The organism is Acinetobacter sp. YH12201, from assembly GCF_013418145.1.
In the GTDB taxonomy this organism is placed as follows: Bacteria; Pseudomonadota; Gammaproteobacteria; order Pseudomonadales; family Moraxellaceae; genus Acinetobacter.
Window position 1 is genome coordinate 30,380 of the sequence record NZ_VPCP01000004.1, and the last position, 13,491, is coordinate 43,870.

Sequence of the window (13,491 nt, forward strand, 5' to 3'; positions counted from 1 at the left end):
TCAGTCTACCCCTTATGCATTTGAAGTAGCTTTTTGTTCAGTTTTAGGTTGTGCTTGGCCAGCAGGTTGGCCTGCTTTATTTGCATCTGCCGCAGGCTGACCTGCACCCTGAGGTGCTGCAGCTTGAGGCTGGTAAGGTTTGGCAACCACGGTTGCGCCTTCTTTCACCTTGGCAATACCATCAACAATGACTTTTTCACCCGTTTGCAAGCCTTTGGTCACAATCCAGTCTTTGCCTTGCACACCGGCAGTTTCAACCGGACGTGTTTCAACCACACCTTTGGCATTCACGATCATGGCAATCGCCTGACCTGTTGGGGTACGGGTAATCGCTGCCTGAGGAATCAGCATGGCATTCGGAATAACACCTTGCACGATTTGAGCAGTTGCATACATGCCTGGAAGCAGTAAATGGTTCGGGTTCTGGAACACAGCACGCAGCGTTACCGTACCGGTTTCCGGATTCACACTGGCATCGGAAAATGCAAGACGACCTTCAATTGGGTAATAACTGCCATCTTCAAGCTTAAGCTTCACTTTAGTATTGTTGCTGCTACCCAAATTGCCTTGGCTCAACTGTTGACGTAAACGCAGCAGCTCGGCACTCGACTGGTTAATGTCAACATAGATTGGATCCAGGCGTTGCACTGTCACTAAAGGTGCTTCCTGGCTTGCGGTAACCAGGGCACCTACAGTGACGCTTGAACGGTTGGTTTGACCTGAAATAGGTGAACGAACGGTAGAATAACCGAGGTTGATTTCTGCATTTTTAAGTTCGGCCTGGGTTGCCGCGACATCCGCTTCAGCCAGTTTTACTTGTGCAGCAATATCATCATATTCTTGTTTTGAAATGGCATTGGTGCCGACAAGTTGACGGTAACGTCCTTCTTTCACGCGTAATAGGTTTAAGTTGGCCTGCTGACGGTTGAGCGCAGCACGTGCACTGGCGACAGTTTCACGGTTGGTTCGCGAGTCAATTTCATACAGTGCCTGTCCTTGACGGACATAACTTCCTTCAGTAAACAGACGTTTAAGAATGACACCACTGGTTTGTGGACGGACTTCAGAAATTTCAAATGCCGTCATACGACCAGAAAGTTCTACCGATTGCTCTACGCTTTGGGGTTGAGCAACAATGACACCGACTTCAGCCGGTGGCATTTTTTGGGCTGCTGCAGCTTGCTGCGCATCCTTGGGATCTTTGCTACAACCAACAAGTGCAATACTTGTTGCTAATGCGCAAGCGGTAAGGGCGGGTGCCCATAGCTTTGCAGACATCATTGTTCCACCTCGATTAGATTCTTCTCTAAAACTAATTTCTTTTTTCTCTACTTAATTTGGCATACAGCAGATAAAGTAGTGTGATCCAAATAAAACTTATGCTCCAACCCGCCAAGACATCAGAGGGGAAATGCACGCCCAGATAAACCCTGGAAATTCCCATAACAAACAGCCAGATAAAAGCACATATACAAACCAGTATGTGCTGGGGATGTTTTTGACTGAGATAAATTGCAAGACAACCCAAAGTTGCGGCATAAAGGCTATGCGCACTGGGAAATGCAGCACCATAGCTTGCAACCAGATGATACATTTCGGGTGGGCGAGGTCTTGAAATTACATATTTAAGTAGCCAAACCGTGGCAGTACTTCCGATCAGCCCCATGCCAATAAAAACAACATTTGTAAATTTTTTATACCATGCCTGCTGTAAACACCAGACTGTGGTTAAAAATAACACAAATGGCATACCGCCTATAGTCGAAAGTGTGATGAATATTCTATTTAGTGGCACGCTACGATGCTGGCTCAACCATTCAATCATCACCCAGTCGAAGTGATTCAAGAATGGCGTAACCAACATTAATATGCTGAAAATAAATAAGAAAAATCCTACACCAAGCAACAGATAAGGCATGTAAGCAACCTTTGTTATCTTAGTCGATTGAAGCATGACTAATGAATGGTTAAAGTGTACTCATCAGTACACTTTATTTCAAGTATGTGTAAATTATGCTTTTCTTTTTACCGATTTTTTAACATGAAGTAAAACAAAAATAGCAAATTACTTGAGTGCCGATTTTTGCGGTGTTGAAAATTCATCTACTTCTAATGGAGTTTTTGGCGGCCAAAAAAAGTCACTGGGGCGAGTCAGGAAGTGGGTGAGTACCAGTTTGGCCAATGGCTTCCATTGTTCAAAGCGAACGCGGCGAGCACGTAACGCGACAATAATCGTTAAAGTAAAACTCACAAACAGGTTGGTCAAACCAATTAACAATACACCTAAAAATGACACAATAATCAAGCCAATTTCAGGGCTGCCATTAATACAAATCAAACCCTGAATAAAGTTGGCTGAAGCAAAGGCAATGTGGCGAATATCCAGAGGTAGCCCTAAAATAAAACCGATGGTGCCCATACTGCCAAGCATGATTCCGAACAGGAAGTTCCCCGCTAATGCGCCTAAATTGCGTTCGATATAGGCGGCAAATTTATTCAGGCGTTCTTGCCCCAATAACTGTTTTAAGTTTGCATGGGCCTGTAAACGTGGACCCACCTTACGGTACACCGCCATGTTGTCAAAATAGCCGGCAATCAGTCCTGAAAAGAATAGACACACCCCGGCAATCGCTGCATGAGGAATGGCCAGTGAGGTAAATGGATTGAGGGAATGTAAGGTTTTGGTGGCTTTGACATGAGTTAAAAGCGGTTCATCCATGCCGTACTGCCAGAGCAGGGTGATGACGGCCGCAGTAGGAATGGCAATGGAAATATTACCTAGAATGGCAATGAACTGGGTGCGGATGATGTTAATGATCAGTGCGGCAAGTTCAGCAATCTGTGCGGTTTTAGAGCCTTTGGTCTGTTGTACCGTTGCTGCAAGTGCTGCGGCAGTCATGGCGGGCTGTTTGGTGGCAACGGTAAAATGCAAGACATGAATCAGCATAAACCCGAATGAATAATTCATGCTAAAGACCAAGGCCTGCATGATGGGTGCCATGGCCATTCGCGCAGCCAATATTTTCAAGCTGGCCATGGTGGCAATAATGACACCGGCACCTGCAGCCGATTTATACATCGACCAAAAACCTTGCTTGTCGGTACTTACATAGTGTTCACCGGTTTTACTGGCATTCTCGGTGACCTGTAATGCAATCAGTTCGCTATTGGCGGCTAAAAGTGACCGGACACTGCGCTCGCTATAAATGGCATGGGTGATATCGACCAGCAACAAGCCTAAAGATTCATAGCGAAGCTGGTCTTCATCCATAATCAGATTAAGTAACAGTTCAATACGGTCCAGACATTGTTCCAGTAATGACAGCAGATAGGTCAGGCTTAAACTCACACCAATTCTTTTGGTGGCACGACGAATTTTTAATACCACATCCCGACATTGCTCAATCATGACCAAAGCTTGAGATGCGTCTGGAGGAACAATTAAGGCCATCGGATCGGTGTTTTGATGCAGTGCCTTGTAATGCTGGATAAATTCATTGATTTCCCGGTTTTGTACCAAGAACGGCGATTCATATTCGGTAAGTTCCGGATGGGCGTTAATAAATTCCGGATACAGCCCAATGCCACTAATCCGGTAAGATAAAACGGTAATGGCCTTGATCAGCTCACTTTTAATTTTAAGCTTGTCTTGCTGATTGCTGTGACCCTGATTGATCAAAGCAAAGAGTTTTTGCCAGTCTGCATCGACAATGCTATCCAGCCAGTATTTGTCACTACGCTGATAAAAAACACGCCGTACCAAATCTTGCAGTTGGCTTTGATCATTAATCAGGGGAAGAAAATGCGCCCCCAGGCGCTGAGCGAGCTGATTCCAGAAACCATCCAAAGACAAAATGCCAGTATCGGCATATAAACTGGTTTGCTTGTATTGGTTAATAAGTTTTAAGATAAAATTCTGAAAGGTAGTAACTGCATGGGGTGTAAGCAGCAGTGCCTGGATAAAAGCCTGGAATTTATGGTTAATTTCGTCAAGATTGGTCGAGTCATCTGGGCGAATCCGGTTCACCAGCTCAATCAGCAGTGAATCATCAAGAACAGCCTGACTGGATTCAAGCTGTTTTTGCATTTTTAAAAATAGATCATTAAAATTTATATGCATAGGCGAGGGTTAAAACTATATTTTTCAAATCCCGTTATTGAATCCGGTTGAGGGCAAGCTGCGCCAAATTAATCAGTGCCTGGCGATATTCACTCTCAGGAAGTGCATCTAATGCGTTCAGTGCAAATTGTGTTTCTTCAGTGGCACGTTGGCGGCAATAATCCAGAGCACCACAGCTTTGCACAATCTCGATTACCCGTTCCAACTGGTTAAGACCGCCGGTGGCAATACTACGACGAACAATTTCATGTTCTTCATCGGTGGTTTTTTGCAAGGCAGAGATTAATGGCAAAGTCGGTTTACCTTCCATTAAATCATCACCAATATTTTTACCTAATGTTTCCGCATCGGAAGTATAGTCTAAAATATCATCAATAATCTGAAAGGCATTGCCAAAGTGACCGGCAAAGACGCGCAGGGGTTCACGGTATTGTGGCGTGCCCGATAAAATGGCAGCACCTTCAGTGGCCAGTTCAAATAGGCGCGAAGTTTTACCATGAATAATGTCGAGATACGTCTTTTCGGTGGTTTCAGGCTGATGCTGTGCTTGCAGTTGCAACACCTCACCTTCGGCAATTTCACAGGTACCGGTAGAAAAGTCCTTTAGCAGGGTCATGTCATTCAGGTCGACCAGTAAATCGAAAGCACGGGAAATCAGAAAGTCACCGACCAGAACCGCAGTTTGGTTGTTCCATGTAGCATTGGCTGTAGGACGACCGCGGCGCAAGCCTGATTCATCCACTACATCATCATGGACCAGCGTTGCGGTATGCAGCATTTCAATAATCGCTGCCAGTTTACGCTGGCGTTCGATATCTTCTGCGCCGCAGGCTTTGGCTGCCAATAGGCACATGATTGGGCGCATACGTTTGCCGCCTGCTTCAACCACGTGTTTACTTACCGCCATCACCAAGGCAACTTTTGAAGTGATTCCTTCATTGATAAATGTGTCCATCGCAGCAAAGTCTGAAGCAACAGGAGCGAGAATGTCTTGCTTAAAATCGATGGCCATATGAAGAGAAACCTCTAAAAATTGAATTGCTTATTTATAGTTTAACAACTATAGCTGATATAAGGCGAAGATCTTAATATAGTTGTTTAAAACCTGACTAGGCAAATGGTTTTAAATTTAACCGCATTATTATTATCCAGCCAGATGTGTGATGGAACTGGCACTCGGGTTTTTATACTAGCGAATTGAGTTTAAAAATCTATTACATTGACAAAACGTCAGCTCTACATACATAGCTAAAGGGTCATTTTTTAATACGCTTTGATCGTTTATAAAATAAACTGCGGACAAAGTGCAAAAAAACGCTTAAATGGCTTGTTGTTTGATTTATTATCACTTAATATGTTTGCCCTTATATATCCCCCCAGTGGCGTTCGTATTAAGATCGATATATTCCTTTATCGGCACGACGACACGGGCATGTTTGGAGTACATTATGTACGCAGTAATCCAAAGCGGTGGTAAACAACACCGTGTGGTTGAGGGTGAAACCCTTAAAGTAGAATTGTTGAAAGCTGAAACTGGTACAACTATTACGTTTGATGACGTATTAATGCTTGTAAACGGCGAAAGCATTCAAATTGGTGCTCCAGTTGTTGCTGGTGCGACAGTAACTGCTGAAGTAGTTAGCCACGGTCGTCACGACAAAATCCGTATTGTTAAAATGCGTCGTCGTAAACATTACCGTAAACAACAAGGTCACCGTCAATGGTTTACCGAGTTGAAAATTACTGCTATTTCAGGCTAATTACGAGGATTATGAAACATGGCTACTAAAAAGGCTGGTGGATCGACACGTAACGGTCGTGACTCGAACCCTAAAATGCTAGGTGTTAAAATGTACGGTGGTCAATCTGTGACTGCGGGTAACATTATCGTTCGTCAACGTGGTACAGAATTCCACGCTGGTGCAAACGTAGGTATGGGCCGTGACCATACTTTATTTGCTACCGCTGATGGCGTGATCAAATTCGAAGTGAAAGGTCAGTTTGGCCGTCGCTACGTATCTGTTGAAACTGCATAAGTTTTAATGGTGCGAAAAACCCACATTTGATGTGGGTTTTTTTATGGCTGAAATTCGCCAAAAACATCTAGGGGTCTCCATCATGATGTAGAAATGGCTACATTGGCTATTAATAACAATACAAAACTTCTTATTTTCTCAATTATTAGAAATAAAAATTGGTTTAAGATGGACGCATTGAACAAATTGCGATACTGCAAATAAAAAAAGGTGATGATATGAAAATGCTTCGTAAAACTCTGTGTGCGATGACCTTGGGGGCTGCAACGCTTGCACCGGTAATGAGTACAACTGTTTTTGCTGCCCCTGTAGCAGCATCGGAGCAGCAAGCAACCAACAATCTGGTCAAGCAGTTAAGTAATATTCGCACATTGTCTGCTAACTTTGAACAAACCACAAAAGCGACTTCTGCTGGTAAAGCCCCGCAGAAAAAAGGCTTGACTGGACAACACATGAATCAAACCTTTAAAGGGGTGATGAAAGTTGCGCGTCCGGGTAAATTCTTCTGGGAAACCACCAGTCCATCCAAACAGACCATTGTGACTTCGGGTAAAACCGTATGGATTTATGACCCTGATTTACAACAAGCCGTCCGTCAAAGTTTAGATGAACAGGTGGCAAATACGCCTGCGTTATTATTGTCGGGGAATACCAGTCAGATTATGAAGTCTTATCGAGTGACTCAGCCCGATAAAGGCAAGACCTATTACACTTTGTACCCTAAAGTGAAAGACAGTGCATTCCAAAGCCTGACCATTAGTTTTGGCGCGAACAAGGCCCCAAGTTTGATGATTTTGCAGGATTCATTAGGGCAAACCACCTATGTGCGCTTTAATAATGTGAAATTGAATCCATCGATTGCTTCTTCAACCTTCAATTTTACACCGCCAAAAGGTACCGATATTATTGATCAATAATATATTGATTTATAATATTTAATTATGAGTTCGTCATAAATTGAAAAGCAGTCCTGTGTGGCTGCTTTTTTATTGGATATGCTGTTTAAAATGAGGGAAATTTTTATTCACCCAGCACCACCCTACAAGAATATGTTCAAGCTTGAACTTAAACATCGTAATACACAATATTTCAAAATCTGCGGATGCGCAGAAGGCGAGGGCTATCTGTTATCTTATCTCTATCATATCTATACAGAATCTTCCTAAGTGGTGATTCTCAATGTGTAAGATTTAACACTTCAGTCTTAGGGAGGAATTATTCCGGGTGTGCATGTACCCTTGGGTTTTCACGATAATTGGGTTGAGCTATCTTAAAATCAGGCAATTTTTTATACAAATGCCTCGTTATTCGGCTAAAAAGAGTTAAAGATACATATTTTAAATGTTATTCAGGGATCTGGCTTTGTATAGTGAAGCCGCATGATCAAAGGCACTAGGTTGTTAAGATAAGATGAAAATACGCACGAATCAACAATGGCTCTGGGCTGTTCCGGTTTCTTTGGCAGCACTCGTTATGGCGGGTTGTCAGGAGCGACCTGCACCGCAAAAGGAACAGGTTAAGGTAGAAAAACAGGAAGCTTCTTCTACAATTCCATTAATTCAAGCCAAGGTTGTTTCTGTGAAATTAAGCAAACCGGAAGCCTGTGATGCAGAAGGTTGTACCCAGTATGAGATTCAGACGGTAAAGAGCAACTTGAAATGGGTGGATGACTATTTTATCGATCGGGTGAAAAAAGCCGATCCGATTGCATTTTCTACCACGCCCAATGAAAAGATCAATACTGCCGAAGGAGCGAGTCCCAATTTAAGTCAAAGCTCGACCTATATCCGTTTTGTCAATCAGCAGTATGACCGGGCAACCTTTGCCATTCAAACTTATACTTATTCATCCGGTGCTGCGCATGGCATGTATCATCAGGAATTTGTCAATTTTGACTTGAAAAATAAAAAGCGTCTGGCACTGCAAGATATTATGGTCAAAGGTTCAGAACAGCAATTATTGAATACTTTATATGATTCAAATAGCATCTGGCTGGAACAGCACAGTATAAACAGAGAAAAACTGAAATTAAGTGATAATTTTTACTATGGTGCCAATGGCATTGTCTTTGTTTATCCCTTGTATGAGCTGGCTTCCTATGCAGAAGGCATGACTGAACTGACCTTGCCTTATTCGGCACTCACTAAACTGATTAAAGCGGAATATCTGCCAGCTTTACCCAAGTATCCATCGTCTTAATTTTTCAGCTTAATTCGGGTAAATTTGCTCTAATAAGCCACAGCTGTCCGCTCGATCACTGTCTTTTTTAGTGTTTAGCGCTTACACTATAGCCAGTTTTTTTCTTTGCAAAAGATTGGCTATGATCGACCCGAAATTAATCCGAAATAATATTGAGGCTGTAAATTTAGCCTTGGCAAAACGTGGTGTACAGCTGAATGTAGAAGAGTGGGCTTCACTTGAAGCTCGCCGTAAAGAGCTTCAATCGAAAACTGAAGCTTTACAAGCAGAACGTAATTCGGGTGCTAAACAAGTTGGCCAAATTAAAAAATCTGGTGGCGATGCATCTGAAATCATGGCGCGTATGGCAGCCATTGGTGATGAAATTAAAGCCGCTGAAGTTGCACTTGCAGAATTGCAAACTGAAATTGAAACCAAGTCTTTAAGCATTCCAAACATGCCGCATGAATCTGTACCTGAGGGTAAAGATGAAGACGACAACGTTGAAATTTTAAAATGGGGCACTCCGCGTCAATTTGATTTTGAAATCAAGGATCATACTGATCTGGGTGAATGGATGGGCGGTTTGGAGTTTGAAACTGCAACCAAATTGACCGGTACACGTTTCAGTGTTCTGAAAGGTCCATTGGCGCGTTTACAGCGTGCGCTGACCCAGTTCATGCTGGACACCCATACCCTGAAAAATGGTTATACTGAAGCCTATGTGCCTTATCTGGTCAATGCAGATTCATTGCGCGGTACAGGTCAATTGCCTAAATTTGAAGAAGATTTGTTCAAATTGCAGGGTGAAAAAGAATATTACCTGATTCCGACCGCTGAAGTGCCAGTGACCAATTTCGTGCGTGACGAAATTATTGATCCTGAACGTTTGCCATTGAAATATGCTGCACATACGCCATGTTTCCGCAGCGAAGCAGGTTCCTATGGCCGTGATACCCGTGGCCTGATTCGTCAACATCAGTTCGACAAAGTCGAGATGGTGCAAATTGTAAAACCTGAAGATTCGATGCAGGCTTTGGAAGAACTGACCGGGCATGCTGAAGGCATTTTGCAGGCACTAGGTCTGCCATACCGTAAAATCATTCTGTGTGGTGGCGATATGGGCTTTGGTTCAACCAAGACCTATGACCTTGAAGTCTGGGTACCGAGCCAAAATACCTACCGTGAAATCTCTTCATGTTCAAACATGGGCGATTTCCAGGCCCGCCGTATGAAAGCACGTTACCGTGTTGACCAGAAGAAAACCGAATTTGTGCATACCCTGAACGGTTCTGGTTTGGCTGTTGGCCGTACCTTGCTTGCGGTGATGGAAAACTATCAACGTGCAGACGGTTCGATTGAGGTTCCTGAAGTGCTTCGTCCTTATATGGGCGGTGCGGAATTTATTGATTGATCTTCGGATTGATCAATAAATTTATGAATAGCACAATTTTGTGCATGAAAATTGCTTAAGACAGTCAGATTTAAAATATTGAGGTCATTCGTGGATATCTTTCCAATCTCTTTAAAGTTGCAGCAGCAACCTTGTCTGATTGTCGGTGGTGGGCGCATTGCTTACCGTAAGGCCGTACTTTTGGCAAAAGCAGGAGCAGTCATTGATGTGATTGCGCCTGAAATCGAAAATGATTTAGTTGAGATTGTTCGTGCCAGCCAGGGGCAATATGTCCAAGCGCCTTTTAGTCCAGATATTCCGTTGCGTGATTACCGTCTGGTGATTGCGGCAACCAATGATAAAGCCACCAATGTTCAGGTTTTTGAAGCTTGCGAAGCTGAAAAAATTCTGGTGAATAGTGTCGATGATCTACCGCATTGCCGTTTTATGGTGCCTGCCATTATCGACCGTTCTCCTTTAGTGGTTTCAATTGCCACCAATGGCAAATCACCAGTTTTATCCCGTCAAATCCGTACCCAGCTGGAAGCGAGCATTCCGCATGGCATGGGAAAACTTGCCGATTTTTCAGGTAAATGGCGAGCTGCGGTCAAAGCCAAAATTGAAAATCCGGATGAACGCCGTATTTTTTGGGAAGACTTATATGCCAGTCCACTCAAAGAACAGGTGTTTAATGACAATCTTGCTGAAGCCGACCGTTTGATTGAGCAAGCCTTAATGGAATGGAAAGCGCCGAAAGGTGAAGTCTATCTGGTGGGTGCGGGGCCAGGCGATCCTGAACTGTTGACCTTAAAAGCATTGCGTTTGATGCAACAGGCAGATGTTGTTATTTACGACCGTCTAGTGTCGCCTGCGATTATGGACTTGTGCCGCCGTGATGCGGAAAAGGTCTATGTGGGTAAAGCCCGTTCCAATCATAGTGTGCCGCAAGAAGGCATTAATGCGTTATTGGTGGAATACGCTGCTCAAGGTAAGCGCGTCTGCCGTTTGAAAGGCGGTGATCCGTTTATTTTTGGCCGTGGTGGCGAAGAGATTCAGGAACTGTTTGCTGCAGGCGTGGCTTTTCAGGTGGTACCTGGAATTACTGCAGCTTCGGGCTGTTCCGCTTATGCCGGTATTCCTTTAACCCATCGTGATTATGCTCAAAGTGTGCGCTTCTTGACCGGGCATTTAAAGGAAGGCTCGCCAGAGTTGCCATGGAATGAGCTGGTGTATGAAAACCAGACCCTAGTATTGTATATGGGCTTGGTGGGGCTGGAAAAAATCTGTGCCCAGCTGATTGCCCATGGCCAGCGTCCAGACATGCCGGTTGCCCTGATTTCCAAAGGGACTACACCTGACCAGAAAGTGGTGGTGGGAACCTTAGCCGATATCGCATCGAAAGTGACGGAGCATCAGATTCAAGCGCCAACGCTCACCATTATTGGTGAAGTGGTAAAACTGCGTGAACAATTGCAGTGGGTATGAGCGAGGATAAGCAACACTTCGTGTTGCCCGAGCGCAAGACGAAGGCTGTGCCTGAGTAAAGAGGATAAGCAACACTTCGTTTGCCCGAGCGCAAGATGAAGGCTGTGCCTGAGTAAAGAGGATAAGCAGCGAATTTTTGCTGTTGTTCAATTGCAAACGGAACGCGGTACTTGGCCAAGAAATCCTCTATCGAGTTCCCGGCTTGATCAGTAAAGTCCAAACATTGCCTAAATAAAATTAGAGTGAGTAAAAAGTGATCCACGTTGTTTTGTACGAGCCAGAAATTCCTGCCAACACCGGGAATATCATCCGTTTATGTGCCAATACCGGTGCGCAACTTCATTTGGTTAAACCGCTGGGTTTTGAGCTCGACGATAAAAAGCTGCGACGTGCAGGTCTGGATTATCATGAATGGGCACACATGAAAGTGTGGGAAAACTTTGCAGAATGCTTAGCTCATTTAGAAGAGCAAGGCATTGATCAGGATGCTATTTATCCTTTAACCACCAAAGGTTCTGAAACTCCGCATACCTCAAATTTAAACCGTCCTGTGGCGTTGTTGATGGGCCCTGAAACACGCGGTCTGCCTGAAAATGTACGCATGATGTTCCCGGAAAAACACTGGATTCGTTTACCCATGGCAGCAAACTCTCGTAGTTTGAACCTGTCTAATGCTACAGCAGTTATTCTGTATGAAGCATGGCGTCAGCAAGGTTTTAAAGAACTGGTCTAATTTCAGATCATAAAAAAAGACGCATTGAGCGTCTTTTTTTATGCATGGAATCAAGGCATTAATGCGTATCATCAAACTCGTTGTGCTGTGGAGCAGGGTGTTTGAAACCTTTGGTTTTATAACCCAGGTACAAAATACCGAACATTGCCCACCATAAACCGAATTTCAATGCGGTATCTTCAATTTCTAGCCACATGGCAAAAATACTTAAGAAGCCGAGTAAAGGAATGACGACAAAGCTAATAATGTCTTTGATATTTTTGGTACGGCCATCACGTAATGCATAACGTGAAATTACAGACAGATTCACAAAGGTAAAAGCAGTGAGGGCACCGAAACTGATCATTGAAATCACGATGTCCAGATCCATGAAACCAGCAGTTAAAGCCACGCCACCGACAATCAGAATGTTGTAAACCGGTGTGTAGCTTTTCGGACTGATATGACCAAAAATCTTTTTGTTGATCACGCCATCACGGCCCATCACATACATTAGGCGTGAAACGCCCGCATGTGCAGAAATACCGGATGCCATCACCGTAACGATTGCGAAATAAAGCACCACAGTTTTGAATGCTACTCCACCAACGGCTTGAAGAATGTCCGGCTGGGTTGCAGCAACATCTTCAAAATATGTCTTTGGATCGTTCGGGAAGTAAATTTGCATGAAATAGGTACTGATAATGAAGATAATACCTGCGATGAGTGCCGTAAGGAAAATCGCTTTAGGTAGAGTCTTTTCAGTCTCTTTGGTTTCTTCTGCCAGTGAGCTGAGTGAGTCAAAACCAGTAAAAGAGAAACAAAGCAATGTTGCACCGGTAATTAACGGACCCAAAGCCGTCATTTCATTCCAGAACGGTTCCAGACTCCATAACTGGTATTTGGCATTCGCTAATGTACCATCGGCATTGATCCCACCTGCGAGTAGAGAGTAAACCATCCAGGTGAAGTATGCGATGACAGCCAGCTGAATCAATACAATCAAGCCGTTGAAGTTGGCAACAAATCTGGCACCACGCAAGTTTACGCCAGTCATAAATGCGGTCAGTGCAACAACCCAAACCCAATGGTTAACCTCAGGGAATAGGGCTTCCAGATAAATGACTGCCAAAATGATGTTGACCATGGGTGACAGTAGATAATCCAGCCATGATGACCAGCCCACCATAAAACCGACATTAGGGTGAATCGATTTTTGTGCATAAGTATATGCCGACCCTGATGATGGATAACGACGGATCATGTGTCCATAACTAATAGATGTAAATAGTATTGCAATCAGGGCAATAATGTACGAAGTTGGCACGTGGTAATGGCTTTCTTCAGCAACCAGACCGAAGGTATCAAATAATGTCATTGGCTGAATATAAGCTAAACCAATAATAATGATGTGCCAGAGTCCAAGCGTTTTTTGCAGTTTAGCTGTCGATTGAGTCCCAGAGATAGTTGTCAACGGCGTTATCCTCTTATCGTTGATCAAGGATCAGTCATGTTTACAAGGATCGTTTGAGACGAACGATCCCCCCTAAATGAATAAAACAAAAGT

The 13,491-nt window shown here is 43.8% G+C and carries 12 protein-coding genes; 7 read left to right on the forward strand and 5 right to left on the reverse strand.

Annotated features, from left to right (window positions below):
- Positions 1 to 12 precede the first annotated feature (12 nt).
- From FTU91_RS01800 to sdsA, 4 genes are all read right to left on the reverse strand, one after another.
- Positions 13 to 1,281: an efflux RND transporter periplasmic adaptor subunit gene (locus tag FTU91_RS01800; protein WP_180043201.1), complete on the reverse strand. Its 1,269-nt coding sequence runs from the start codon at positions 1,279 to 1,281 to the stop codon at positions 13 to 15.
- A 31-nt stretch (positions 1,282 to 1,312) separates the two neighbouring features.
- On the reverse strand, positions 1,313 to 1,918 hold the full coding sequence (locus FTU91_RS01805) for a phosphatase PAP2 family protein (RefSeq protein WP_180080653.1): 606 nt from the start codon (positions 1,916 to 1,918) through the stop codon (positions 1,313 to 1,315).
- A 147-nt stretch (positions 1,919 to 2,065) separates the two neighbouring features.
- Positions 2,066 to 4,120, reverse strand: a complete 2,055-nt coding sequence (locus FTU91_RS01810) for a site-specific recombinase (protein ID WP_180043200.1) — start codon at positions 4,118 to 4,120, stop codon at positions 2,066 to 2,068.
- A gap of 34 nt (positions 4,121 to 4,154) precedes the next feature.
- Entirely contained in the window at positions 4,155 to 5,132 is a 978-nt protein-coding gene (sdsA, locus tag FTU91_RS01815; RefSeq protein WP_086196865.1) for an All-trans-nonaprenyl-diphosphate synthase, read from the reverse strand.
- Between the two features lie 436 nt (positions 5,133 to 5,568).
- Here sdsA and rplU point away from each other — a divergent pair, with 436 nt between their 5' ends.
- The 7 genes from rplU to FTU91_RS01850 all read left to right on the forward strand — a co-directional run bounded on the left by rplU (position 5,569) and on the right by FTU91_RS01850 (position 11,945).
- The gene (rplU, locus tag FTU91_RS01820; protein ID WP_086196864.1) at positions 5,569 to 5,880 is read left to right on the forward strand and encodes a 50S ribosomal protein L21; all 312 of its coding nucleotides are present in this window, start codon (positions 5,569 to 5,571) and stop codon (positions 5,878 to 5,880) included.
- A gap of 18 nt (positions 5,881 to 5,898) precedes the next feature.
- A complete protein-coding gene (gene rpmA / locus FTU91_RS01825) occupies positions 5,899 to 6,156 on the forward strand; it encodes a 50S ribosomal protein L27 (RefSeq protein ID WP_086196863.1) in 258 nt (85 codons plus the stop codon).
- Positions 6,157 to 6,374: 218 nt separating this feature from the next.
- Positions 6,375 to 7,073: an outer membrane lipoprotein chaperone LolA gene (gene lolA, locus FTU91_RS01830; protein WP_131274099.1), complete on the forward strand. Its 699-nt coding sequence runs from the start codon at positions 6,375 to 6,377 to the stop codon at positions 7,071 to 7,073.
- Positions 7,074 to 7,566: 493 nt separating this feature from the next.
- The gene (locus FTU91_RS01835) at positions 7,567 to 8,355 is read left to right on the forward strand and encodes an RsiV family protein (RefSeq protein WP_180080655.1); all 789 of its coding nucleotides are present in this window, start codon (positions 7,567 to 7,569) and stop codon (positions 8,353 to 8,355) included.
- Between the two features lie 121 nt (positions 8,356 to 8,476).
- Complete coding sequence (gene serS, locus FTU91_RS01840; RefSeq protein ID WP_092819745.1) at positions 8,477 to 9,748, forward strand: serine--tRNA ligase; 1,272 nt, start codon at positions 8,477 to 8,479, stop codon at positions 9,746 to 9,748.
- A gap of 90 nt (positions 9,749 to 9,838) precedes the next feature.
- On the forward strand, positions 9,839 to 11,212 hold the full coding sequence (gene cysG, locus FTU91_RS01845; protein ID WP_180080657.1) for a siroheme synthase CysG: 1,374 nt from the start codon (positions 9,839 to 9,841) through the stop codon (positions 11,210 to 11,212).
- A 253-nt stretch (positions 11,213 to 11,465) separates the two neighbouring features.
- Positions 11,466 to 11,945 carry a tRNA (cytidine(34)-2'-O)-methyltransferase gene (locus FTU91_RS01850; RefSeq protein ID WP_131274096.1) on the forward strand — a complete coding sequence of 160 codons (480 nt, stop codon included), beginning with the start codon at positions 11,466 to 11,468 and terminating at the stop codon, positions 11,943 to 11,945.
- A gap of 58 nt (positions 11,946 to 12,003) precedes the next feature.
- On the opposite strand, the gene FTU91_RS01855 is transcribed toward FTU91_RS01850, so the two are convergent.
- Entirely contained in the window at positions 12,004 to 13,398 is a 1,395-nt protein-coding gene (locus tag FTU91_RS01855) for an APC family permease (RefSeq protein WP_180080659.1), read from the reverse strand.
- Between the last annotated feature and the right edge of the window lie 93 nt (positions 13,399 to 13,491).

Excerpts from the sequence above, each read along its gene's own strand:
- FTU91_RS01805 (WP_180080653.1), bottom strand. The coding sequence starts at position 1,918 with ATGCCTTATCTGTTGCTTGGTGTAGGATTTTTCTTATTTATTTTCAGC.
- rpmA (WP_086196863.1), top strand. The coding sequence starts at position 5,899 with ATGGCTACTAAAAAGGCTGGTGGATCGACACGTAACGGTCGTGACTCG.
- lolA (WP_131274099.1), top strand. The coding sequence starts at position 6,375 with ATGAAAATGCTTCGTAAAACTCTGTGTGCGATGACCTTGGGGGCTGCA.
- FTU91_RS01800 (WP_180043201.1), bottom strand. The coding sequence starts at position 1,281 with ATGATGTCTGCAAAGCTATGGGCACCCGCCCTTACCGCTTGCGCATTA.
- serS (WP_092819745.1), top strand. The coding sequence starts at position 8,477 with ATGATCGACCCGAAATTAATCCGAAATAATATTGAGGCTGTAAATTTA.
- rplU (WP_086196864.1), top strand. The coding sequence starts at position 5,569 with ATGTACGCAGTAATCCAAAGCGGTGGTAAACAACACCGTGTGGTTGAG.
- FTU91_RS01810 (WP_180043200.1), bottom strand. The coding sequence starts at position 4,120 with ATGCATATAAATTTTAATGATCTATTTTTAAAAATGCAAAAACAGCTT.
- sdsA (WP_086196865.1), bottom strand. The coding sequence starts at position 5,132 with ATGGCCATCGATTTTAAGCAAGACATTCTCGCTCCTGTTGCTTCAGAC.
- FTU91_RS01835 (WP_180080655.1), top strand. The coding sequence starts at position 7,567 with ATGAAAATACGCACGAATCAACAATGGCTCTGGGCTGTTCCGGTTTCT.